This window comes from Lacihabitans soyangensis, from assembly GCF_024343775.1.
Lineage (GTDB): Bacteria > Bacteroidota > Bacteroidia > Cytophagales > Spirosomataceae > Leadbetterella > Leadbetterella soyangensis.
On sequence record NZ_RJUF01000042.1, the window covers coordinates 1 to 23304 of the forward strand.

Consider the following 23304-nt stretch of genomic DNA (forward strand, 5'->3'; position numbering starts at 1 on the left):
GATTTCATCCCGATAAATATTAGGACACAAAAATAGAGTTTTAACTTTTAATTTTGTGTCATTATGAGTAAGCATCGTCAAAGCTGGAGTCAGCAACAGAAATTACAGATAATTTCCTTTTACAAAGAAAAAGGTATTGGAGCAGCGTCTGCTGAATTTGGAGTATCCTCTACAACTATTTACAACTGGGAAAAGATTTTAGATCAGACAGGAGAGTCAGGTTTAGAATCAATTAAGAAGTCAGACAAGGATTTAGCAATCAAGCGATTAGAGCGTGAGATTCGAGAGCTTCGCAATATAGTTGCCGACAATGCTTTGGAGCTGAGAATAAAAGATGAGCTTTTAAAAAAAAGTCAATTGAAAAAGAGTTAAAAATGGAAGTCGCTATTGAATTTATTAGCCAGGGATTTCCAATTAGAAACGTCTTGAGCCATTGTGGATTATCGAAGAGTTCATTTTATTATAAACCCTCAGATGGCAAAGCTGGAAGAAAACCTTATGCGACTATATATGATTCTAAAGGTAGAGAAGTGACAGAATCAGCAATTGTTGGACGTATTAAGTTATTGTTCGCCAAGCCTTTTGTTGACTATGGAGCTTATAAAACGTTTCGTCATTTAGTGGACAAAGAAAAATATAGAATAAGCAAACACTATGTTTATAAATTAATGAAAATCAACAATTTACTTAGAGGAAGCAATCCGATTTCGAGTAAAAAATCAAATCGAAACCGAGTAAAAGATTTGATTCCCAAAGTGGAGACAGAGTTTAGTTTTTTTGAATTTGACATTAAATATGTCTGGGTAAGTGGCCAACGTAAAAGTATGCAAGTATTAACGATCTTAGATATATTCAGTAGATTTAATATTGGCCATTACATGGCTTACAATATAAAAAAAGAAGATGTAATAAAGCTATTTGAAAAGGTCATTGCTGAGTTTGGATTGCCTAAAAATTTTATAGTAAGAAACGATAACGGTAGTCAATTTATAGCAAGTGTGGTGCAAGATTTTCTAAAAAACAATGGCATTACACAGGAATTTACAAAACCAGGTACACCGCAACAAAATGCTCATATTGAATCTTATCATTCAATTATGGAAAGAACTGTCTGTCAGAGGTTTGAGTTTGAAAATATAAAAATAGCAAAAAGAACAATAGACGAATTCAGAGAATTCTATAACTTTGAAAGAATTCATGGAGGTATTGGTTTTATCAGTCCTTATGAATATTTACTTCAAAAAGGAGTTGACTTAAAATCAACCCCGTTTATGAAGTCTGCTAGAGGGGGGAAATCAAACTTAGTCAATTATAAAAAAGTGTCCTAATATTTACTGGATAACCCATAATTTGAAATATTATCCACAAATCAAACTATTGGTTGGTTTTTTGTGTAAATTTTCACACTTTTCTAACCAATAATGTGAAAACCGTCTTTTAATGCTCCTCCCATATTTCAACAAAAACTATATTGAGGCTGGTCTTGATGAGGCCGGTAGGGGCTGTTTGGCTGGACCAGTGGTGGCGGCAGCAGTCATTCTCCCAAAAGATTACGAACATCCATGGTTGAATGACTCCAAGCAACTCAATAAGGACCAAAGAATCGAACTGAGGTTGGAAATTGAAAAAAGTGCTTTGGTTTGGGCAGTAGCGGAGGCCTCAAATGAGGAAATTGACCAAATAAACATTTTGAAAGCAAGCTTTCTGGCCATGCACAGAGCGGTGGACCAAATTTCAGAAAAAATCAAACCGGAGCATTTGCTAGTTGATGGAAACAGATTTACGCCCTACCCCATGATTCCGCACACTTGCATTATCAAAGGTGATGGTAAATATCTTTCTATAGCCGCGGCATCTATTTTGGCAAAAACCTATCGCGACGAAATAATGGAGGACTTGCACAATCAATATCCAAGATACAAATGGCACGAAAACGCAGGTTATCCTACCATTTTTCATAGAAAAGCGATTTTGGAATACGGTTACACGCCGCATCACCGCCTGACATTCAAGGTGCGATGTTAGGTTCAGCATATAGACACTTGTTTTGACATTTTTATTCGTTCAGTATTTGCACTAAATTTATATTTGCATCCAAATTAGAAATTCTTTGGCCTACTCTTTGTTACTATGGTAATGTTAAATAGTTTACAAGCATTTAGCTTTTAACAAAATAATTTTCTGTATTTTGATTTGCAGATGGTCTGAGGCAAGGTATTAGTAATAAGTAATTTAAATAATTTTGATATAATTATGACAAAAAAACCATTCAATCTTTTGTTTGTGGCAATGGTATTGAGCTTGGTTTTTCATGGCACTATTTATTTCTTTACCGTAGATTCTACTTATGACGCCTACGTACACATGTTTTTTGCTGATCACTATGCAAAAAATTGGTTTGAACCATGGGACAATAGGTGGTACACGGGCTTTAATGTAACTAGCTATCCACCGCTGGTGCACATGCTTGTGGCTTTGTTTTCCAAGGTCATTGGTTTACGAAGCGGGTTTATTCTAAATGCTGTTTTAGTAATGCAGCTCCTCGTAGTTGGAGTCTATCGTTTTTCCTTGCTCTGGACCAATAAACGAGCTGCCGGTTATGCGGCACTTTTGGCGTGCTTTGGTTCATCAATTCTAGAGGCCCTTCATTTGTTTGGCCAAGTGCCTACCCTAATGGGCATAAGCTGTTTGTTAAACGCACTTCCCGAAATATATAGGTGGATTAAATACGGCAAATGGTATAGACTTCTCACTGGCATAACTATCATGGGTGTAGGAGTTACCTCACATCATGTAACTACTATTTTCGGAATGGTATTTTTTGTAGCTCCCGTAATGGGACTTGCAGTGTTGGATTCCTTGATAGAAAAACAAAAGAATAAAAAACTGCCAAATGAAAATCCAAATCTTGGTAAATCTGAACTTTCTTCATCTGTTCGGTTTGGTTTAATAGACATCGTAATAGAGGCAAAAAACAAATGGAAGGAAATAGTAATATTCGGTGCCTGCGTGCCATTTGTGATGCTACTAATATTCCCTTATTTTTACTGGTCTTCCACAGATCCTATCACCCAAGTGTCTATTCCGCATGGCTCAAGAGACTCTTTTATTGAAGTTCCATCGTCAGGCTTGATGTTTTTTTTAATACCGCTTGGAATTCAACTTTTGCTTTTGCCCTATATTTTTTCGAGAGTATGGACCAGCCGAAACTTTTTCATTGGATTGTCATTTTCGTTGTTGCTACTTTTTGGTACAGGAGGCACCACACCTTTACCTAAAATAATGTTAGGAGCCAATGCGTTCAACATTCTAACCTTAGATAGGTTCACTTTTTGGGCTTCTATAATTGGGCTTCCATTTATCGGAGAGTTTTTTTATCGCGTAATTGAGGGCGACTTTAGGGTATATCTTAGAGATCGGTTTGGAACCACATTTTATAGACTTTTTGCCGGATTTATTGGTGGTGTGGTCGCTATTCTAACCATTTTCATTGTCAGTTTGGGTAATTTCAGACCGCTTCAACCAAAGTCGATTGACATGAAACCAATCGTGCAGTTTTTAGAGCGTGACCAACATGAAAATTGGCGATATATGACGCTAGGATTCGGAGACCAAATGGCGTGGTTATCTGCCCAAACTAAGGCACAGTCTGTTGATGGCAACTATCACTCTGCCAGGCGGTTACCCGAAATGACCACCCGGCCCTTAGAACGTCTTGAAAATTCAAAATTTAAGGGTTTGGAAGGTATTGGTTCTTTACAACAATTTTTAACTGTGCCAGAAAAATATTTCCTGAAATTCGTATTTTCAAATGATAAATTCTATGATCCTATTCTCTATTTTGCTGGCTGGGAGCGTGTACAAAGACTCGAAAACGGAATAATGGTATGGCAAAAACAAGATGTACCGCCTTTGCCTACTGTTCTGCCCAAAAAAGACCTGCCAAAAATTATTAAAGTGTGGTGGGGTGTAATGCCAGTGGGAATATTGATTGTGGCTTTTGGGGTAAACTTTATACTCTTATGGTATTCGAGAATCCTTAATAAAGATTTTTATAAAGATGAATACATCTCCAGTGACGACATTATTATTCCTGATTTGAAGCGTCGTACAAGATTATTTTTGATTTTTTGGATAATTACCATCATGAGTATTGTCACGGTAGTTTCATTTAAAACTGCAACGTACTCACCCCACCAAAGCCCTCAAAGTGTGGTGGAGGCCTATTATGATGCCATTGATTTTAAATATTTTAAGACGGCCCATGGTTTTTTTGACCCTACGGACAGTCCAACCTTTGACGATTATTTCGTGAAATTATCAGTTGAAGATGGCATATTGGCTTCTTATGCCAAGCTGAACAATTTAAAGGTGAAACTTAAAAAAATCAACAGCGAAAAATACGAGGCCTATATCAATGCGGAATGGATTACCCCCGTGGAAGAATATTATACAAAAGCAAGCCATTTGGTTGTCAAACACAAGGGCAAATGGTATATAAAGGCTCCAAGTTTTGATTCTAACATTCCGGCCGATACGTTTATTGAGGAAAAGAAAATAGGTCTTCATGGTCATGGTAAACGTCAAGCTGGTACTAAACCCACCCAGCACGATGACGTATTAGACAGGCCCGAATTGCAAATATTAAACGGAAGGCTTGTAATGCAGGATAGTAGCTATTTCGTCATTGGCGAACTTCAAAACATCGACGTTTATCCAGCCCATATCACCATAAGCTCTGATTTATACGATAAAAATGGGCGTAAGTTGGTTAGTTACAACGCAAAATATGCCACTATTCATAGAATTTTGCCAATGGAAAAAATACCGTTTAAAATTGAGTTTGAATCTACGGCGTGGAAGTATGTACGCGAAACAAAAAAGAATGCGGATAAATTTAATCCTAATGAATTCAGCCCTTTTAAGTTTAGTTCTCCACCAGTTGATTTTAAAATCTTCGCAAGGTCGGTAGTTGACAAAAATGATTTATACAGGTCTTATGGTATTCAAGACTTAAAAGTTAAGGGAGAATTACTTTCTGGAAGTTTGCTTAATTACGGTACAGAGGAAATAAGCGTACCTAAGCTATTGATTACTTATACCGACCAAAATAATGACTTGGCGTGGTTAGACACCTACTTTATGCGTGATGGAATCAGGCAGCAGAGAAAGAGAGAGTTTAATGCTCCTCTGCGATACAGTAATAAACTAAAGATTATAAAAGTTGGAACCAATGCCGATTTCTTTGTCAATGGTCTAGCAAATGCATTAGTCCTAAAAAAGAAGTCTAAAGATGTATCAGTAAAAGTAAAAGCAAATGGATTTGAAGTTAGTATACTACCAGATGGTTACATAGCAAATCCAACCTTATATTGATGAAAAAAATGAGGTTAAAACAATTGCTTATCGTACTTTTTTCCCTCCTACTTCTAGGAGGAATAATCTTTTTTTTCGTTTTAAAACCTAAACCCGTAGCTGTATCCTCTGATTCAAAAAAGTTGAATTTATTGGGTAATTTACCTTCAAATATTATGGCTAGTGATAATTTTCAGTTTGAAATTGCAGCCACACCACAATGTTTACTTAAGGTCAATTCTGCTTGGGGCATTAAGACTTATGATTTGTCAAATGGAATGGCGTTATCTAAAGATTTTTTTAGCGACGCTGGCCAACATTTTCTTACAGTTTGGTGCAATTATAGAAAAGTGGAATCTAAAACTTTAACTATTAGTTCTTTAAAACCTCATGGAAAGATAGAGTCGTATGTAGGTTCAAAATCTATCCCCGCTGATAACGGTTTACACTGGTCAATGTTTACGGTATTGCCAGTAGACCAATACAATAACATGGTTGTGGATAATTCGTCTATATACATCAATATTTTAAGACCAAATGGACAACGATTTTCAAAAAATGTAAATACCAAAGACGGCATCGGATATCTTAAAATTTCGAGCAAGACACGGAAGGGGAAAACATTAATTTCCACCACCTCGGGCAATGCATACGGTAAAGAAAAGGAACTCCTTGAACTGCCTAATTTCCCACGTAAAATTTCAATCAAGGCTGAATCAGATATACTTTATGCTGATTCTAGGCAATTTTTAAAAATAATTACAAAGGAACTTTTTGATCTTTACGGAAATCGTGTCTCAGATGGTACTTTAATAAGTTTTAAGGTGATTGATTCGAAAGGAAATAGTAGTTTTTATAGAACTTATGCGATGGACGGTTTAGCATCGGTGAATATTCAAAATCCTGATTATCCGGGAAAACTAACGGTGGTGGCATACATTGACAATTTGATTCAAAGCCAATCGCTCATTCTCAACTTTAAACCTTATGTAACCGATTTTAAGGTGAACCTCGGGCCCAATTCCGAATATCTAACTATTGGACCAGTGATAGGGCCCTTAAGACAGTTGGTTTCTGATGGGAAAGAAGCAACAGTTTTTTTTGAGGAGTCAAAAATAATTAAAAAAGGAATAATTAGAGATGGATATGCAGAAGTTGAAATCCCAAAAACAATTTTTAAGCGGGGAAAGATAGTTGTTACAATGGGAGGCTTACAAAAACGGATAAATTTCTAGGGCATGAACAAAAACGAGAAAAAGACATATCAAGTATTGTTTTTTGTTGGAGTATTGGCTTTTCTGATAGCTACTACTTACGGAATTGCTCAGATATGGGCTTTTTTAAGTGTAAGCCGAGAGAAAACAGAAATATTTAACGAAGTCAAGGACTTACCTGATGTTTATACACCGAGAGTAAATTGGCTTCCTGATGAACCTTTAGAAAGACCAATGGAAGATTATGCCAGGAAATTGATTGGTCGAGATTATGTAAGAGCCCTGTATCAAAGAAATATTGCCATTTTAACCAAGGACACTGCTCAGATTCAAGACTATTTTACGGTATTGGCCAAGTCAAAAATTAAAAGCAAAATAGATGAATCTAAAAATCATTTAGTTGAACAGGTCGAACTCAGCCATAACATAAAACTCAGTTATTATTCTGCAGATGGCCAAATTGTAGCATTCACAGACTTTGAAAGCGAACATGCCGAGCGAGTTTGGGATAGAGATAGAAAAAATATGCTCTTTGACCAAGACTCAGCCTCTTATCAAGTGATTATGATTTTGGAGGATGGATATTGGAGAATTCATAATATGAAAAGAGTTGAGACAAAAATCTCTTTAGCAAATACTACTAAAATATTAAACGAGAAACTTAAAAATAGTCGATTAAACAAACTAAAACTTGCCAAAGGAATAAACTACTATCCACAGGCCAGTCCTTTTAAAAACTTTTGGATCAATTATGATTCCTTACAAGTAGAAAAAGACATCAAACTTATAAAAAACCTAAACTTCAACGCAGTTAGGATTTTCATTAACTACGAGCAATTTGGCAAAGGAAATGTTATTCCTGAAATGTTGGAAAGGCTTAGCCATCTCATGAAAGTGGCAGAGAACAATGAAATAGGTGTCGTTCTAACTCTTTTCGACTTCAATTCCGATTTCAACTTGTTTAATTTTACATCAACAGACCGGCAACTCGAAACCATCTTAACTAAACTAAAAAATAATAAAGCTCTTTTGGCTTATGATTTAAAAAACGAACCAGACATTGACTACAATTATCAAGACTCTGTTTTGGTTAATCAATGGCTAAGCTTTATTGTAAAAAAAGCTAAGTTATATGATCCAAACACTCCTGTTACGATTGGCTGGGCAACCGCTGATAAGGCTGATTTTTTGTCGTCAGAACTTGATTTTGTTTCCTTCCATTTTTATAAAAATGCCAAGTTTCTAAAGTCAGACATTGATATCTTAAGATCGAAAATAGGTAGTAAACAGTTGGTAGTTAGTGAATATGGCAAATCTGACTTTCAGAGTTTGATTTTTCCAATATGGAATCCTAAAAATTCTACTTTTGGCCAAATAAGCGATGTTTCCAAAACAATTATTAAAGAAAATATTCCAGGGTTTTATTGGACCCTTTATGACTTCAAGGAGGTTTCGTCAGATGTTGCAGGAAGGTGGCCTTGGCAGAAAGAGCCACAAAAACACTTTGGGTTGATTGATTCAAATGGCAAAACAAAGGAAACTTCTGACATAATCATTAATAATTCTGAATTTCGGCCAGATAGTTTTTTTGGTTTTATACCTAAATTCGTATATTCTTACATATTATTTGGAGTGATTATTGTACTGAGTTGGTTAAGAAAAAATGAAATTATACATTTTTTATACAAGACACTAAAGACATTAAATAATCGCTTTCTTAGCAAAGTTTTCGGTAAAAATAAATTATCAAAAATGAAAAAAAAGTTGAACATAGCTGTAGTTTCAAGCTATCCACCGAGCAAAAGAACACTGAATGAGTATGGTTTTTATCTCATCAACCATTTTAGAAATAAGCCAAACGACTACGCCAAAGTCAGTATCATTTCTGACATACTTCCAGAAGGCAATTCCTTTAATTTCCCAGATGGCCAAGTAGAAACCGATTCTTACCAAGTATGGGACTTTAATCTTTGGTCTAATCCACTCAAAATATTAAAAGCAGTTAAAAAATCTAAGGCTGACATAGTCCTTTACAATATACAGTTTTTGTCTTTTGGCGACAAAAAAATACCAGCTGCTTTAGGTTTACTATCTCCATTATTAACCAAGCTCTCGGGATACCCATCCGTGGTTTTGTTGCACAATATTCTTGAACAGGTTGACCTCAATGCTGCTGGAATAACCCAAAACAAATTACTGGCAAAGGTTTATAATTTAATAGGTACAATACTGACTAAATTTATATTATCGGCTGATTTGTTGGCTGTTACTATTCCCAAGTATGTAGAAATATTAGAAGAAAAGTATAAAGCTAAAAACGTGGCATTGATTCCTCATGGTAGCTTTGAAATACCACCCATGCCTAGTTTTGATTTACCAAAGGGCCCTTTGCAAGTGATGGCTTTTGGCAAATTTGGCACCTATAAGAAGGTAGAAGCCATGATAGAGGCAGTGGAAATTATAAGAAAAAGAACCTCATTAGATATAGAGATAGTCGTAGCTGGTACTGATAGCCCAAATACTCCCGGATATCTTGATGGTGTAGAAAAACAATATGGCCATGTTGCTCAAATGCGGTTTACGGGTTATGTCGCAGAGGAAGACGTGCCTCGCATTTTCTCAGAGAGTGCCGTTGTGGTGTTTCCTTACACTTCTACTACAGGTAGCTCCGGGGTGCTTCATCAAGCAGGAAGCTATGGTAAAGCCGCTATTATGCCAAATCTTGGTGATTTAGCCATGCTTGTAAAGGAAGAAGGCTATGGTGGAGAATTCTTCGACCCTGAGTCTATTGATAGCCTGGCGGATGCTATTCAGAAAGTCTTGGAAGACGAAGTGTATAGGGTAAAACTTAGCCGTCAAAACTACTTCGCTGCAGCATCATTGCCGATGAATGACCTTGCCGATTGGTATACTTTACACTTCCAAAAGTTGCTGAAATAGCTTTTTTTAATTTGCTAAACTATTTAATGTTAAGGTCTTAGGTTTGAACAAAATTCTATGATTTTAACCGGCAGAGTTTCTGAAAGTTGACTTTTTTAGAGGTCACGCTTATGTACTGTGTTCTTAATTTACAATCAAGCCAGGGTAGATTATTTTCGAAAGAATATTTTTTTCGTTTTGCCAATATTTAAGTTAGCTTCAGTAGTTTTTTAATTCTTAATATTACCTGATTTAGCCCCAAAGGTTTTTCTATGTAATCGTCAGCCCCAAAGTTAAACGCTTTTAGAATGGTTGCATCATCGGTAATACCTGACATGATTATTATCGGAATTTTAGACTTTTTTAGATTTCTGATGTGATCGATTACCTCAAACCCCGATTTTATAGGCATGAAAAGATCTATAATCACTAGGCTAGGATTTTCCGAATCAAAAATTTCTATTGCACCTTGACCATTATTACTACCATGAACTTCAAATCCAGCCTCCTTTAGCATGTGGGTTAATGATTTTAGTACTATAGGTTGATCGTCAGCAGCTAAAATTTTCATTTTGATATTATTTTTTTTTCAATTCTTTATCCAAAAATTAGACCAACATCATAATGGAAAACCAATAAATTTGGAATTTATAAGTATAGATTGCTAAAATCAGGCTTAAAGCAAAAATAATTGGAATTCTTGGATTTTAGTAATTAGGAATGACTCAACCGCCTTTCTAGTTTACTAGAAAAGTTACAAATTGTAAATCTAGAATTAAAAGAAGAAGTGTCATATTTTCAGCCTTTTATACATCAATTGATAAAGAATCATTAAAATTATTAGTGCGGCCATAAGTGCAATTTGCACCATAATCACTTGTTCGAAATTGGCATGGAAGATGTATAAAAACACTATCTGTAAAACACCAAAACCAATAGAAAGATAGATTGGTAAATGTCTATCAAGTGACATGTGATAATACACGAAGACATTTGAACCAGCAAATAAGGATGTAGCTATAGCGTATTTCCATAGTAATGGAGCTACAGAAAGATATTCAGCCCCAAAAAGGATATTAATAACTAGTTCAGGAAATAGAAAACAAACTCCAGTGATTATAGCAGCTATGGTCATTACCGTTCCTAAGCCACCAAAGAATAGGGGCAAGGTGTTTTTGCCCTCTTTTTCAAGTTTTATAACCATTGGAAACAATAAAGTAACTATAGTCCAAGTACCAAAATACACAATTCTTCCAACCAATGCCAAGGCGGCATAAAGACCGGCCTCTGTTGGTTCAAAAAAGTGTTTCACCAATACTACGTCACTGTTGTTTATCAATATTTGACTACATTCATAAACCAGAACAACCTTAAAGAAAGACATTATGGTTTTCGTATCTACAGGCTCGGAATCTTCCTTTGAGGAAGTGAAAATCTTTGAAACATACCATGTGGCCACCAGCGATAACAATAAGGCAATAGCGACTCCATTTACTCGTAGTCCTATATAAACCAGTAAAAAAGTAAATATCAGGCGAACCCACATTTCTGACTGGTAGGTCATTGCCAGATTTTTATAGGATAGTTTTCCTTGTAAAATGCCCCTATTTACACTCATGAGTAGATAAAAAGGCATAGAAACACCAAAAATAATGTAAGGTATTACGGATTCTAAATGAAAATAGTGCTTTGAAATGTAAAGGAGCAAAATAAAAACCACAGCTATGGCTATACCTGCTTTTATGGCTTTCTGATTTAGGAATATCATCAGCTGAAAGGATGACTTTGGAGGGTTTAGTGCTTCATAAGTTGCTGTAAACTTGGCAGCAGTGAGCTGAAACGCCAAAGCAAAAAAAGAAATCATCAATAGGAACGTAACCAACAGGCTTACCTCTGAAAAATCCGCTGGCCCAAGCCAACGACCAAGCAGAAGATTAATCAAATAATTGCCAGCATTGACAACTAATGTACTAAAAAACAAGAAAGTACCATCGGCAACAAGGCTTTTTTTTGATTCTGCCATAGGTTTGTTGGATCTAAATTTCTGTGGTCTTAAAAATTGCGGTGAATTTTGTTAAATGTAGCATTTCGGCCATCCTACTTCCTTTTTTAAGCACTATCTGAAGTTGGCCATTTTTATCAGAAAGAACCTTATGGGAGCTTACAAGAGCATTCACTCCCACTATGTCCGCATCTGATACTTCAGTTAAATCTATCTTTAAAGAGTCAGAATTTACAGCCAGTGCATTTAATTTTTCTTTCCATTCCAGAGCTTTCTCTGTCGTGAAGTCACCAGTTATTGAGATTACGTTATTCATTATTTTAAAAGGAAATACCTCGAAAGGCTATTTAGTATTTTGAGTAGATGGTATACAGCTGACCAATAATCTTAAATGAATCTTTCATCGATAGTTTAGATCCGTCCTCATGAACCCAACGTTTTAGGGGTTGCTCGGATATCAAAGACTGTACTTTGTCTGCCCCAAAATGTTTTTTCATCCGAAGGAAAATTTCAACATCAAAGATCCAACGGGTATAAAAAGGTTGGTTAAATAGATTTTCAGCTACATCTCGGGTCATTATTTTTGCCCCACATTGGGTATCCTGAAACTCCATCCCGAGTATTTTCCGAATAATAAAGTTGATTGTTTTACTGATAATACCCCTTGAAGACTGTTTAATAATATTGGCCCCCATTCGGCTAATTCTTGATCCCGCCACCAACTTATAATTCGAACCTGATATTGTTTTAGCCAGATCTTCAAAATCATCAAAATTGGTTGAAAGGTCGGCATCTAAAAAACCGATATAATCTAGCGATTTGTCTTTTAAAAGATGTAAAATACCAAGACGAACTGCCTCAGCCTTACCTCCATTTTTCTCACAATCGTAAACAACGACACTACCATTGTTTTGTTTTTCAAAATCTTTCAAAACGTTTAGCGTATTGTCTTTACTTCCGTCGTTTACAAAGCACAATAAATAGCCATGGTTATTTTTTACGAAATTAGAAAACTCAGCTGTTTTCAGCCGGCTTTCTTCGTTATAGCACGGAATTACTACACCTATTCCATTTTTTTGAATTATGCCAGAGTTGGAATTTTGACCTTCAAGATTCGAGGAGGCCATAATAGGCATTTTCAAAAGCCGTCTTACCCTTACAGCAACTTCATTTAGCCCTACCGGTTTTTCAATGTAGTCATCAGCCCCTAAATTAAAAGCCTCCAAAATCGTTTTCTCATCGTCGTTACCCGACATTATAATGATTGGAATGCTTGATTTTGCAACTTCTCTGATGTACTTAATTACATCAAAACCTGACTTTTCAGGCATATTCAAATCTAGTATTGCCAAATTGGGCATTTCTTCATCAAAAACCTTTAGGGCTTCATTACCATCAGAAGCACCAAAAACCTCAAAACCGCCTTGTTCCAGCTTTAGTTTTAATGACTTTAAAATAATAGGTTGGTCATCTGCCGCCAAAATTTTCATATTTCTGGATTTGATTTAGTTTATTTGTAATCAAAAACTGTACCACGTATGCCATTTACTCTTTCTCATGTCCTTGCAATTGTGCCTTTTCATAGGTACTTGAGAAAATATTTCTCAATATCGGGATTAATTATGGGAAGTATGGTTCCTGATTTTGAATTTTTTTTGAGAATAACTCTTTTTGGTGTTTGGGGACATACCTTTAATGGCATATTCTTTTTTGACTTCCCCATTTCCATTATTCTTATTTTGGTATTTCATCTATGGGTGCGAGATGCATTGATTGTTTTTTTGCCCGATGCCATTTCGTCAAAATATGCCAAATTTTATAAACTCAATTGGCTCAAATACTTTAGAAATAATTTTCTCAAGGTTTTTTATTCTGTTTTTTTAGGCATTTTTACGCATTTTGCTTGGGACAATATCACACATGAGCCTAACTATGTGTCACCGTTTTATTTTCAATTTTTGCAAAAAGAGCTGCAATTGTTTGCGTTTACTTTGCCAGTTTACTCCATTTTACAAATTATCAGTTCAATAATAGGTTTAGCATGGTTTTTGTGGTTTATTTTGTTAAGAACCAATATCTTGACTTTGTTTAAAGGCTTTGGAAATAAATGGAAATTTTGGTTTTGTCTATTTTTAGTGACTTTAGCCATTATTTTCTGTCGATATTTAGTCGGAGTGCCAGCTGAAAAACCTTTGGGGCAAGTTGTTGTGGTATCAATCGGTGCTTTTTTATATGGTTTAATTTTGCTTTCTATATTTTATCCAAAACCCAATGAGGTCCATTTTTAATGTCTTTTTTTTATTATTATTCTCATTGCAAATATGTTTTGGGCAAAATCCCTTGAATCCGGGTTTTCAAATGTTAGAAACAGGTAAGTTTTCCGAGGCTGTTATTTTTTTTGAAAATCATCTAAAATCGGACCCAAATAATCCAACGGCCTTACTTTGTTATGGAAGGGGTTTAGGCCTTTCAGGGAAGCCAGATAAAGCTTTAGAAATTTTTAATAAATTAAAAAAGGATTCCCCAGAAAGTTTTGAAGTGGACTTGAATATTGCGGAGGCTTACATGTGGGGTAAAGATTTTCAAACAGCCAAGTCAAAGTATATAATCCTAGCTAAAAAGGACACGGCTAATTTTTCGGCCAATTTGGGCTTGGCCAATGCTTATTCAGAACTCCAAAATTATGACTCAGCCTTAGTGTATGTTGAGAAGGCATTGCAAATTCAACCTACAAATGGCAATGCATTGGTCAGTAGGAAGTATATGCGACTGGGTAAATCATCGAAGCTGATAGGAATAGGCAAACTAGGTGAGGCCGAAGGGTATTTAATCAAAATCTTAGAGGAGAACCCAAAAGACTTGGATGCAGTCATCAATATAGGAAATCTATACGGATTGATGGAAGAAAATCAAAAAGCCATTGAAAGGTATCAATCTTTATTAGATATTCCCTCAAAAAAAGTAGATGCAGCAATAGGTATAGCTCAAGTCAAATTTAAACAAAAAAAGCTAAAAGAGGCACTGTCTTGGGCTCAAAAGGCAGTTGAATTTGCTGATTCTTCAGAAATTGTCAAAGCAAAAGTTGCCAGAATCAACGCATTAGGTTGGAACAAAAAATTCAAACAGGCATTTATTGAAATTGACAGCTTAGAAAGCAATTACCCAAAATATAAAGAAGATATTATTGCCACAAAAGGTAGACTCAGCATTTGGAGCAAAGGTTTTAAAAACGGTGCAAATTATTACTTGAAACTTTTAGAAATCAATCCAAAATCTTTTGAAGGAAACCTAGGCTATGCCGATGCCAACTATGCCATGGGTTTGAATAACCACTCTTTTGAATACGTAAACAAAACACTCCAGATCTACCCTGGACAAGCAGACGCTGTACGGTTTTTGGATAAACTTTATAGTGGTCATGATCCTACAATTATATCTAATGTTTTCTTTAGCCAAGATAACGGGAAAAACGCTTCAAAAAATTATTTATTGAGACTCAATCTTGACCCTGGCCCACTTACAAAAACCTTCCTAAGTTTTTATCAGAGAGACGTTTATAACATTAACAAGAAAAGCGAAAATATAGCTGTTAACACCTTTATGGTGGGAGCTTCGCACCGTCAGAATGAAATTTTAAAATATGGAGGATCTGTGGGTGTAATTCAATCAGACAATCTTAAAAGATTTACCGCGGAGGTAAACACAGAATGGAAACTAGGAAAATATCAAACAGCTGAATTGAATTACAGAGAAGAAATTCAAACCTTTAACGCCGAACTAATTAGCAAAAATCTGAAGCAACAAAACCTGAACTTGAACTACAATTTGTTTCTTCCAAGTAAAATAGGCCTCTATAGTCAAGTAATCCTCACCAAAATGTCAGACCAAAATACGCGAAGTTTGATTTTCTCTTCGCTATATTATTTGGTGTCTGATGCTCCTATTTTAAAGGCAGGAATAAACTACGGAGGGTTTGGATTTAAAAACCAAGTGCCAACAATTTATTTTAGCCCTGACAAATTTCGAAATTATGAGCTATTTTTAGCTTCTGAAAATTTCAATAATCCCAAAGCTAAAATTTTATATCAAGGAACATTGGCTGCTGGGTATCAAAAAATATCAATTGAAAAATTTCAGAGTATTTATCGATTTGATTTAAAAGTAGGCACAAAAGTAACGCCCAGAGGTATGGCTATGTTATACTTTTTAAGGTCAAACTCGGCAGCCTCCAGTGTACAAGGATTCACTTACAATGAATGGGGTATCAATGCTAGATATATAATTAATAAACATACTTTTTAATCTTTAAATTATATGAAAGGAATAGTTTTTACAGAGTTTTTAGAGATGGTGGAAGACAAGTTTGGCTATGCTGTTGTAGATGATATTATCAGTAAATCTGAATTACCTTCAAATGGTAGCTATACAGCTGTAGGTACTTATTCAAGTCATGAAATGATTCAGTTGGTACATAACCTTCATATCAACTCTGGCATACCCCTTAATGTACTCTATGAGGTTTTTGGAGAGTATTTATTTGGGTCACTTAATAAGGCCTATGGTCAGATGTTTAATGGAATCACCAATGCATTTGATATGTTTTTGGCAATTGAAGAAAACATTCATGTCCAAGTAAAAAAACTTTACCCAGATGCCGAATTGCCGCATTTTGAGGTTAGCTTAATTGATGAGAATAATCTTAAAATGATATATTCATCGGAGCGAAAAATGGGAGACTTGGCAGTAGGGCTAATTAAAGGGTGTTTAGCTCATTATAAAGAGCAAGCCACTATTTCGAAAAACCAGTTGTCAGAAGATGGCAAAAATGTGGAGTTCATAATCACCAAAACAAAATAATGCAATCGGAGGACATTCTTTTACTCAAAAGAAGAATTGAGCGAGAACGCCAATCACGAAAGGAGGCAGAAAGAATCCTGGAAGCGAAGGCATTAGAGCTCTACAGGGCCAACGTTGACTTGCAAAAGTTGAACGAAAATCTCGAGAATCAGATTAAAAAGAGAACTGCTGATTTAGAAAAAAGTAAGGCCCGGTACAAAGAATTGGTTGAATCGGCCAACGAGATAGTTTATGAGGTTGATGTTAACTTTAAATTGGTTTATGTTAATCCAGCTGCTTGTCATTTAATGTTATATTCTCTTCAAGAATTGTCAGAGAAAACTTTTTTAGAATTAGTGGACGATTCGTACAAAGAAACTGTAAAGAATTATATCATCAAATGTTTAAAAGAAAAAATATCACAAGGTTATCTAGAGTTTCCTGCAAAAAAGAAAAACGGTGACATTATATGGCTTGGCCAAAATTTCCAATTAGAATTCAAGGAATCCGATGGTGCCTTGACGTTCAATGGACTAAAAGCCATGGCACGAGATATTTCAGATATTCATTCTGCACAATTAGAGCTAAAACTCAATGAAGAAAAGTACCGTCTTATAATGGAGAACATGAACCTTGGGTTTATGGAAGTGACTAATGATGGTATAATAACTAGAGTTTATCAGGCATTATGTAATATGACAGGCTACACCGAAAACGAGTTGATTGGTAAATCAGCAGAGGAAATATTTTTACCCGATGAGTTCAAGTCAGTTATGCACAATCAATCTTTGAAAAGAGAACAAGGTGAAATATCGGCATATGAGGTACAAATAATTAAAAAAGATGGACAACGACTATGGGTATTAATAAGCGGAGGGCCAATTTTTAATCAAAAAGGTGAAGTAACAGGCTCTGTTGGAATTCATTATGATATTTCTAATTTGAAACGCGTACAAACCGAACTGGCAGAGGCCAAAGAGGTAGCCGAAGCTTCCCAAATGGCGGAGCAAGAGTTCTTGGCTAATATGAGTCATGAAATAAGGACACCGCTCAACGCCGTCATAGGAATGGCTCATTTGCTTTACGACACGAATCCTTCAGTTGAGCAAATAGAATACCTAGACATAATTAAAAACTCGGCCAATTTTCTGCATGCTCTCATCTCTGACGTGCTCGATATGGCAAAAATCGAAGCAAGGAAAGTTGAAATTAAGAATGCCGAATTTGATATTGTAGGTGTTTTAAAATCTATACATCGCACTTATGAGCTGAAGTCTCAAGGTAAAGGCGTAAAGGTGATTTTAGACCTAGATCCTCAAATCGATGTCTTGGTCATAGGTGATGAGCTTATTTTCAATCAAATTCTTAATAATTTACTTAGCAACGCCGAAAAGTTTACTGACACAGGTTACATAAAACTTTCAGCTCAATTAAAAAACAAGGTTGAAGAAAATATCTATATGATACAAGTTTCTGTAGAGGACACAGGCCAGGGCATGGATCAACAAAGGGCTGAAATGGTTTTCCAGAAATTTAAACAGGTACATGACAAAAATTCTTCAAAAACAAAAGGCACGGGTTTAGGCTTGGCAATTGTTAAAGAATTGATAGAACTTCAAGGCGGTACTATTGGACTTAACTCAGTGCCAAACAAGGGAACTACATTTTTCTTTGAGCTGCCTTTAGAGCTTACATCAAAGAAAATAAATAAAAACGCCGAAAAGGAATTTGACGAAACGGTTTTGCAATTTAGTAATATACATGTTTTGATTGCAGAAGACAATGCATTGAACTTAAAGTATTTGAGCACCCTACTTCGCAAATGGAATATCAACTATGATTATGCATTTGATGGCAAAGAGGCCGTAAGGATAAGCAAATTACGGAGGTTTGATCTCATCTTGATGGATATTCAAATGCCAAACCTTAACGGATATGAGGCTACAGTTTCTATAAGGTCCGAATTTGGGCCCAATCAAAAAACACCAATAGTTGCACTAACAGCCTCAGCAATGGTTATCGAAAAAGATAAGGCTTCCGAGGCAGGTATGAATGGAGTTTTAACCAAGCCCTTTACCCCAGATCAACTAAAGCGAACTTTAAATAAATACCTGAATAAAGAAATAGAGAAAAATAAAGAAAATGCCAATAATAACAAAATGAAGGAAGAACTAATTGACAATCAAATTAATCAATCAAGTCTAAATGATTATTTTGGCAATGACGTTGATTTCAAAAAAGTAGTTTTTGAAACTTTTATTGAAGAAATTGAGCCTCAAATTGAAGAATTTAAAGTACTTTTAGAAGAAAAAAAATGGTCTGAGATTGGTGGTTTAGCACACAAAATGAAGCCTTCTTTCTCAATGGTTGGACTACAAAATACCGAGCTACTTTTAAAAAGTATAGAAACTGGTATTAAAACGAGTGGGATTACCCAAGAAATTGAGAATCAAATAGATGTCTTTTTGACAAATTTCCCTCAAATGTATACATTGGTTAAAGAAGAATTCAATAATTTTTAGATGAAGATAGAACAAAAAATATTGGCCAATAATGCTGCACAAGTAGTATTTAGTCACGAAGGTTTTGATAAAGACAAATGTCAAATAGTTTTAATTTTTGGAGGTAAACAAAATATTACCTTAGGCCTAATAGAAAATATACGGCAGGAATATCCTTCTGCAGAGCTAATCTCGGCTTCTACGTCTGGCGAGATAGCAAATTATGCTTTTTATGACGAAGAACTTTCATATACGGCCATTCAACTAGAAAACACCCCTCATGTAAGCAAGGTTGCCAACATCAAAGATTATCAAAATAGTTTTGAACTAGGTTTGGACCTTTTTGGTCAGTTGCCTAAAGAAAATCTAAAATATGGTTTCATAATTTCTGACGGGGGCTTAATTAATGGCACTGAACTATTAGATGGTATAAATGCCCAAAACAATAACGCTATACTCGTCACAGGAGGATTAGCTGGCGATGGCTCTAGGTTCGAATCTACATTGGTTGGTTTAAATGCAAATCTTCAAGCTGGCAATGTCGTGTTGATTGGTTTTTATGGCGATCATATTCACATTGGACATGGTTCACTAGGAGGTTGGGATGAGTTCGGTCCTGAGAGGATAATTACACGCTCAGAGAAAAATGTATTGTTCGAACTCGACAACAAAAACGCACTAGAATTATATAAGCAATACCTAGGCTCTTATGCCGACGAACTTCCTGGGTCAGCATTGCTTTTCCCATTATCTATTTCAACTGAGGAGCAGAATATCAGAAACGTGCGAACAATTCTATCGATAGACGAGAAAAACCAGTCCATGACTTTTGCTGGTAACCTGCCAGAGGGTAGCAGAGTAAGACTGATGAAAGCAAATTTTGATAAAATCATTAAGGCTTCCGGTAACGCCGCAAGTCAGTCCGTATCTTTTGATTTCGAAAAACCAGACCTTGCAATACTAATTAGTTGCGTCGGCAGAAAACTAATTCTTAACGACAGAGTTGAAGAGGAGATTGAAATAGTTAAAGAAATTTTTGGAAACGACTCTGCAGTGTCGGGGTTTTATTCTTACGGAGAAATTTCCCCTTTAGTAAAATCTCAGAAATGTGAACTACAGAATCAAACTATGACTATCACCTCCTTTAAAGAAATTTAAAAATATGCAAATACATCCTCTTTTAGAAAAACAGATCACAAAGCATTTAGGGATTGAAGCATTGAGTAATCCAGAATTTGCCACCATTATTAAAATGGTAAGTGCATCTTATGACTCTTACGAACGAGATAAAAAAATAACCGAACATGCTTTTGAAATCAGCGAAAAGGAATATCAGGATGTTTTAAACGATCTTAAAAAGGAGAATGATTTAAAGAAAGAGTCTATTGAAAAAGTAAAGCAAGCACTTACAGTTTTAGATAAAAAAAACGCATCGGGTCTCAAGGACTCAGATGATTTGGTTGAGATTATAGATATTTTGAATGCCCAGATAAATGTAAAGAACGAGCTTGAACAAACATTAGTTTTGGCCAAGGAAAATGCCGAAAAAGCGGCCAAGGCAAAATCAGATTTTCTCTCGGTAATGAGTCATGAAATCAGGACACCATTAAATGCTATAATTGGTAATATTCATATTTTAAAACAGGAAGAGCATCTGCCTCACCAGGAAGAATTCATAAACACACTTCACATTTCGGCCCTGAACCTAATTAACCTCATCAATGATATTTTGGATTTTAGTAAAATTGAGGATGGCAAAATCAAATTTGAAAACAAATCCTTCTCCTTAAAAAAATTGGTGTCAGATGTTAGGGCTACGAATAAATTTAAGGCAGACGAACACCAAAATAAGATTAATTTCAATATAGGTGAGGGAATACCAGATTTTGTTTTCGGCGACTCACTTCGTTTAGGACAAATACTGAATAATCTTGTTTCGAATGCCATCAAATTTACAAATAATGGTAGCATAGATATCAACATTTCTTTAGCCAAAGAAATCGAAGGCAAAAGTTATGTGAAATTTGCTATTGAGGATACAGGTATAGGCATAGAAAAGGAAAACATCCAAAAAATATTTGAGCGTTTTACACAGGCCAATTCTAATATAACAAGAGTCCATGGTGGCTCAGGCCTTGGCCTAGCGATTGTCAAAAAACTACTGATATTAATGGATAGTGATATTCATGTAGAAAGTGTTTTTGGTAAAGGTTCTAGTTTTTATTTCACCCTGCCTTTCGAACAAGATAAGAAAGTGCAAATCATACAAAATGATGGCGAGTTTACCGAAAAAGATTCACTTGAAGGCATAAAGGTTCTCCTGGTAGAAGATGTAAAGTTCAATGTGATTGTTGCTAAAAAAATGATGGAGAATTGGAAAGTACTAATTGATTACGCTGAAAATGGTCAGGTGGCATTTGATAAGGCAAAAGAAAACAAATACGATGTTATTCTGATGGATCTTCAAATGCCCGTTATGGATGGAATAACAGCAACAAGAAAAATTCGAGAGAATGGAATCAATACGCACATCATTGCCTTAACAGCATCGGTATCAAACGATACGCAAGCAGAAGTTTACAGCTCGGGAATGAACGATTATCTTACAAAGCCATTTAATCCAAAAGACCTTTTTGATGCTATAAAAAAAGCCATTTAGATTTAGTTATTAATACTTTATTTGTTTTCTATATCTGGTCCAAAACGGACTCGCCATCTGAGCAATCACCCGAAGTCCAACGCCATTTTTCGTGCAGTCTTATTTTGCCATTTGGAAGTATTTCGGGAGTAGAATTGCAAATGCCCGTCATTATTTCACCTTCGATATTGATGTGGTGATATCGCATGTCGATTTTTCCATGGTCATCCACAACACCAATCAAATGGCCAGAGACAATTTTTCCACCGGAATAATCTGAGGTCAGAACGTTTCCAGTTTGCTTGTATTCAAAAATCGTTTCAGCATCAGTATCCCCGTTTTCGGTGTTGGCAAAAGGTCTGAATTTTTTGTTGTTGTAGTCAATCATTTTTCAAAAACAGTTTGGCTTCTGAAATCTAAACAAAAATTCTTAAACAACGAGTTTCTTGAAATATTGCTCCGTATTACATGCATGAAGTTTTAGGAACTTTTCAAAACCTATTTTGTAAATATTTCCACCGAGACATTTTCTTTATTGGTGGTAGTCATGTGTTTTATTTGATTTCTTTTTATTCGGCTGTTTAATTCGTTAGCCCGTATACTCGTGCCTTTATTGATAGTAACAAGCTCATTATCGGACTTTAGATCAATCCAGCCGGTGTTACTTATAATGTAGAATTTTCCGTCCAACTTAAAAAATATGTGGTTGTTACCCTTTTTCAAATTTTCAATTTTCTTATCAAAATTCAACTTTTCTAATACAACTTCTAAACCTGATTTTACAGATTCATAATTATTGTTGGAAATGTTTGTAGATAATTCAGAAAAAGGAAAAGTACTGTTCAATGAATTGCTTTTTAATCCAAAATAATAGATAGCATTTAGTTCACCTGAAAGGTTTCCCCAATGTTCGTTTTGAACAAATGAATTATAGCCTGCTTTTTTAACTATAATTTTGAAAGTTATTTCGCCGGTTTCGTTTGTTTCAATAATTCCATTGTAATACCCTTTTGAGTCAGAAACACCAATAAGGTTTTCATTGGCATCAAACAAATTAGCGTTTTCCAATGGTTTTAAGGATTCTGCGTCTATAACGATTCCAGAAATATTAATTTTTCGAGTGTTACAGTAGGAAGTCGAAGGCAGAAAGCTAATAAACAGTAAAATAGTAAGTGCGTAAAATGAAATTTGAGTTTTCATATTTATAGGGCTATAAAAGTTTAGAAATAGTTTCACCAAAAAACGATGGATGCTTTAGTTTTAGTACTTTGTCCAAAATTAAAATTCCTACACTTTTGATATGTAATTCTTCATTAGAATAGTTGAAAGTCAGATATTTATAAAGACAATTGGCTCTAGGTAATTATTAGTTCCTTTTTTGATATTAAATTCTAATTTTTCGCTCCATGTTTTGCAGTAAAAAAATGATTAAAGGGCATCGTTGTTATTTTAAAACATTTAAAATGAGGTATTTAAATTGTTTTTCATAAATAATTACCCAAAAACAAACAACGGTTAGATTACTTTAAAGTATCCAAAAAAATATTAGGAAATATAAATTCCCCCCCCCTATATTCATGCTAGAAATGGATCTTTTTCCTATTTCATGAAAATATTTTCAAATACACACTGGCATCAGTCTTTACTGATAGGCTATCGCTTTTCCTCCTTTATGGAAGCACAATTTTTATTAATCTTTTAAAAATAAATATTATGAAAAGTTTTATGGTTTATTTCTTGTTGTCAACGGTTATGATGACATTATTCTCATGTAAGGATTCGGAGATTGTTGACAAAGATGAAAGCGGTGGTTTAGCAGCAAAAGGTTTTAGACTTCCC

Annotated in this window: 18 protein-coding genes; 12 read left to right on the forward strand and 6 right to left on the reverse strand. The window is 35.2% G+C overall.

The features are described from left to right. The first annotated feature begins 63 nt into the window (after window positions 1-63). From EGI31_RS12670 to EGI31_RS12695, 6 genes are all read left to right on the forward strand, one after another. Window positions 64-372 carry a helix-turn-helix domain-containing protein gene (locus EGI31_RS12670; RefSeq protein ID WP_255035463.1) on the forward strand — a complete coding sequence of 103 codons (309 nt, stop codon included), beginning with the start codon at window positions 64-66 and terminating at the stop codon, window positions 370-372. Between the two features lie 2 nt (window positions 373-374). After that, window positions 375-1328: a DDE-type integrase/transposase/recombinase gene (locus tag EGI31_RS12675; protein ID WP_255036611.1), complete on the forward strand. Its 954-nt coding sequence runs from the start codon at window positions 375-377 to the stop codon at window positions 1326-1328. 112 nt (window positions 1329-1440) lie between these two features. Next, window positions 1441-2025, forward strand: coding sequence for a ribonuclease HII (rnhB, locus tag EGI31_RS12680; protein ID WP_255037603.1), 585 nt, complete (start codon window positions 1441-1443; stop codon window positions 2023-2025). A gap of 228 nt (window positions 2026-2253) precedes the next feature. Further along, the gene (locus EGI31_RS12685; RefSeq protein WP_255037604.1) at window positions 2254-5376 is read left to right on the forward strand and encodes a putative glycosyltransferase family protein; all 3123 of its coding nucleotides are present in this window, start codon (window positions 2254-2256) and stop codon (window positions 5374-5376) included. A 155-nt stretch (window positions 5377-5531) separates the two neighbouring features. Then, window positions 5532-6590, forward strand: coding sequence for a hypothetical protein (locus tag EGI31_RS12690; protein WP_255037605.1), 1059 nt, complete (start codon window positions 5532-5534; stop codon window positions 6588-6590). A 3-nt stretch (window positions 6591-6593) separates the two neighbouring features. Beyond that, complete coding sequence (locus EGI31_RS12695) at window positions 6594-9509, forward strand: glycosyltransferase (RefSeq protein WP_255037606.1); 2916 nt, start codon at window positions 6594-6596, stop codon at window positions 9507-9509. Window positions 9510-9696: 187 nt separating this feature from the next. On the opposite strand, the gene EGI31_RS12700 is transcribed toward EGI31_RS12695, so the two are convergent. From EGI31_RS12700 to EGI31_RS12715, 4 genes are all read right to left on the reverse strand, one after another. Then, window positions 9697-10059 carry a response regulator gene (locus EGI31_RS12700; protein ID WP_255037607.1) on the reverse strand — a complete coding sequence of 121 codons (363 nt, stop codon included), beginning with the start codon at window positions 10057-10059 and terminating at the stop codon, window positions 9697-9699. Window positions 10060-10278: 219 nt separating this feature from the next. Next, window positions 10279-11511: an oligosaccharide flippase family protein gene (locus tag EGI31_RS12705; protein ID WP_255037608.1), complete on the reverse strand. Its 1233-nt coding sequence runs from the start codon at window positions 11509-11511 to the stop codon at window positions 10279-10281. 13 nt (window positions 11512-11524) lie between these two features. Next, a complete protein-coding gene (locus tag EGI31_RS12710) occupies window positions 11525-11806 on the reverse strand; it encodes an STAS domain-containing protein (protein ID WP_255037609.1) in 282 nt (93 codons plus the stop codon). A 31-nt stretch (window positions 11807-11837) separates the two neighbouring features. Continuing rightward, window positions 11838-12980, reverse strand: a complete 1143-nt coding sequence (locus EGI31_RS12715; RefSeq protein WP_255037610.1) for a response regulator — start codon at window positions 12978-12980, stop codon at window positions 11838-11840. 48 nt (window positions 12981-13028) lie between these two features. On the opposite strand from EGI31_RS12715, the gene EGI31_RS12720 reads away from it, so the two are divergent. From EGI31_RS12720 to EGI31_RS12745, 6 genes are all read left to right on the forward strand, one after another. Beyond that, on the forward strand, window positions 13029-13778 hold the full coding sequence (locus EGI31_RS12720; RefSeq protein WP_255037611.1) for a DUF4184 family protein: 750 nt from the start codon (window positions 13029-13031) through the stop codon (window positions 13776-13778). Between the two features lie 70 nt (window positions 13779-13848). Continuing rightward, entirely contained in the window at window positions 13849-15792 is a 1944-nt protein-coding gene (locus EGI31_RS12725) for a tetratricopeptide repeat protein (RefSeq protein WP_255037612.1), read from the forward strand. Window positions 15793-15804: 12 nt separating this feature from the next. After that, on the forward strand, window positions 15805-16347 hold the full coding sequence (locus EGI31_RS12730) for a heme NO-binding domain-containing protein (protein WP_255037613.1): 543 nt from the start codon (window positions 15805-15807) through the stop codon (window positions 16345-16347). Then, window positions 16347-18848, forward strand: coding sequence for a PAS domain-containing hybrid sensor histidine kinase/response regulator (locus EGI31_RS12735; protein WP_255037614.1), 2502 nt, complete (start codon window positions 16347-16349; stop codon window positions 18846-18848). The genes EGI31_RS12730 and EGI31_RS12735 overlap by 1 nt, the downstream gene beginning before the upstream one ends. Continuing rightward, window positions 18849-19985: an FIST signal transduction protein gene (locus EGI31_RS12740; protein WP_255037615.1), complete on the forward strand. Its 1137-nt coding sequence runs from the start codon at window positions 18849-18851 to the stop codon at window positions 19983-19985. Window positions 19986-19989: 4 nt separating this feature from the next. Further along, a complete protein-coding gene (locus tag EGI31_RS12745) occupies window positions 19990-21486 on the forward strand; it encodes an ATP-binding protein (RefSeq protein ID WP_255037616.1) in 1497 nt (498 codons plus the stop codon). Between the two features lie 28 nt (window positions 21487-21514). Here the strand turns inward: EGI31_RS12745 and EGI31_RS12750 are convergent, their stop codons facing one another. Further along, window positions 21515-21853 carry an avidin-fold protein gene (locus EGI31_RS12750; RefSeq protein ID WP_255037617.1) on the reverse strand — a complete coding sequence of 113 codons (339 nt, stop codon included), beginning with the start codon at window positions 21851-21853 and terminating at the stop codon, window positions 21515-21517. A gap of 110 nt (window positions 21854-21963) precedes the next feature. Beyond that, the gene (locus EGI31_RS12755) at window positions 21964-22665 is read right to left on the reverse strand and encodes a peptidase associated/transthyretin-like domain-containing protein (RefSeq protein ID WP_255037618.1); all 702 of its coding nucleotides are present in this window, start codon (window positions 22663-22665) and stop codon (window positions 21964-21966) included. Window positions 22666-23304: the final 639 nt, after the last annotated feature.

Excerpts from the sequence above, each read along its gene's own strand:
- EGI31_RS12670 (WP_255035463.1), top strand. The coding sequence starts at position 64 with ATGAGTAAGCATCGTCAAAGCTGGAGTCAGCAACAGAAATTACAGATA.
- EGI31_RS12675 (WP_255036611.1), top strand. The coding sequence starts at position 375 with ATGGAAGTCGCTATTGAATTTATTAGCCAGGGATTTCCAATTAGAAAC.
- rnhB (WP_255037603.1), top strand. The coding sequence starts at position 1,441 with ATGCTCCTCCCATATTTCAACAAAAACTATATTGAGGCTGGTCTTGAT.
- EGI31_RS12685 (WP_255037604.1), top strand. The coding sequence starts at position 2,254 with ATGACAAAAAAACCATTCAATCTTTTGTTTGTGGCAATGGTATTGAGC.
- EGI31_RS12690 (WP_255037605.1), top strand. The coding sequence starts at position 5,532 with ATGGCTAGTGATAATTTTCAGTTTGAAATTGCAGCCACACCACAATGT.
- EGI31_RS12695 (WP_255037606.1), top strand. The coding sequence starts at position 6,594 with ATGAACAAAAACGAGAAAAAGACATATCAAGTATTGTTTTTTGTTGGA.
- EGI31_RS12700 (WP_255037607.1), bottom strand. The coding sequence starts at position 10,059 with ATGAAAATTTTAGCTGCTGACGATCAACCTATAGTACTAAAATCATTA.
- EGI31_RS12705 (WP_255037608.1), bottom strand. The coding sequence starts at position 11,511 with ATGGCAGAATCAAAAAAAAGCCTTGTTGCCGATGGTACTTTCTTGTTT.
- EGI31_RS12710 (WP_255037609.1), bottom strand. The coding sequence starts at position 11,806 with ATGAATAACGTAATCTCAATAACTGGTGACTTCACGACAGAGAAAGCT.
- EGI31_RS12715 (WP_255037610.1), bottom strand. The coding sequence starts at position 12,980 with ATGAAAATTTTGGCGGCAGATGACCAACCTATTATTTTAAAGTCATTA.
- EGI31_RS12720 (WP_255037611.1), top strand. The coding sequence starts at position 13,029 with ATGCCATTTACTCTTTCTCATGTCCTTGCAATTGTGCCTTTTCATAGG.
- EGI31_RS12725 (WP_255037612.1), top strand. The coding sequence starts at position 13,849 with ATGTTAGAAACAGGTAAGTTTTCCGAGGCTGTTATTTTTTTTGAAAAT.
- EGI31_RS12730 (WP_255037613.1), top strand. The coding sequence starts at position 15,805 with ATGAAAGGAATAGTTTTTACAGAGTTTTTAGAGATGGTGGAAGACAAG.
- EGI31_RS12735 (WP_255037614.1), top strand. The coding sequence starts at position 16,347 with ATGCAATCGGAGGACATTCTTTTACTCAAAAGAAGAATTGAGCGAGAA.
- EGI31_RS12740 (WP_255037615.1), top strand. The coding sequence starts at position 18,849 with ATGAAGATAGAACAAAAAATATTGGCCAATAATGCTGCACAAGTAGTA.
- EGI31_RS12745 (WP_255037616.1), top strand. The coding sequence starts at position 19,990 with ATGCAAATACATCCTCTTTTAGAAAAACAGATCACAAAGCATTTAGGG.
- EGI31_RS12750 (WP_255037617.1), bottom strand. The coding sequence starts at position 21,853 with ATGATTGACTACAACAACAAAAAATTCAGACCTTTTGCCAACACCGAA.
- EGI31_RS12755 (WP_255037618.1), bottom strand. The coding sequence starts at position 22,665 with ATGAAAACTCAAATTTCATTTTACGCACTTACTATTTTACTGTTTATT.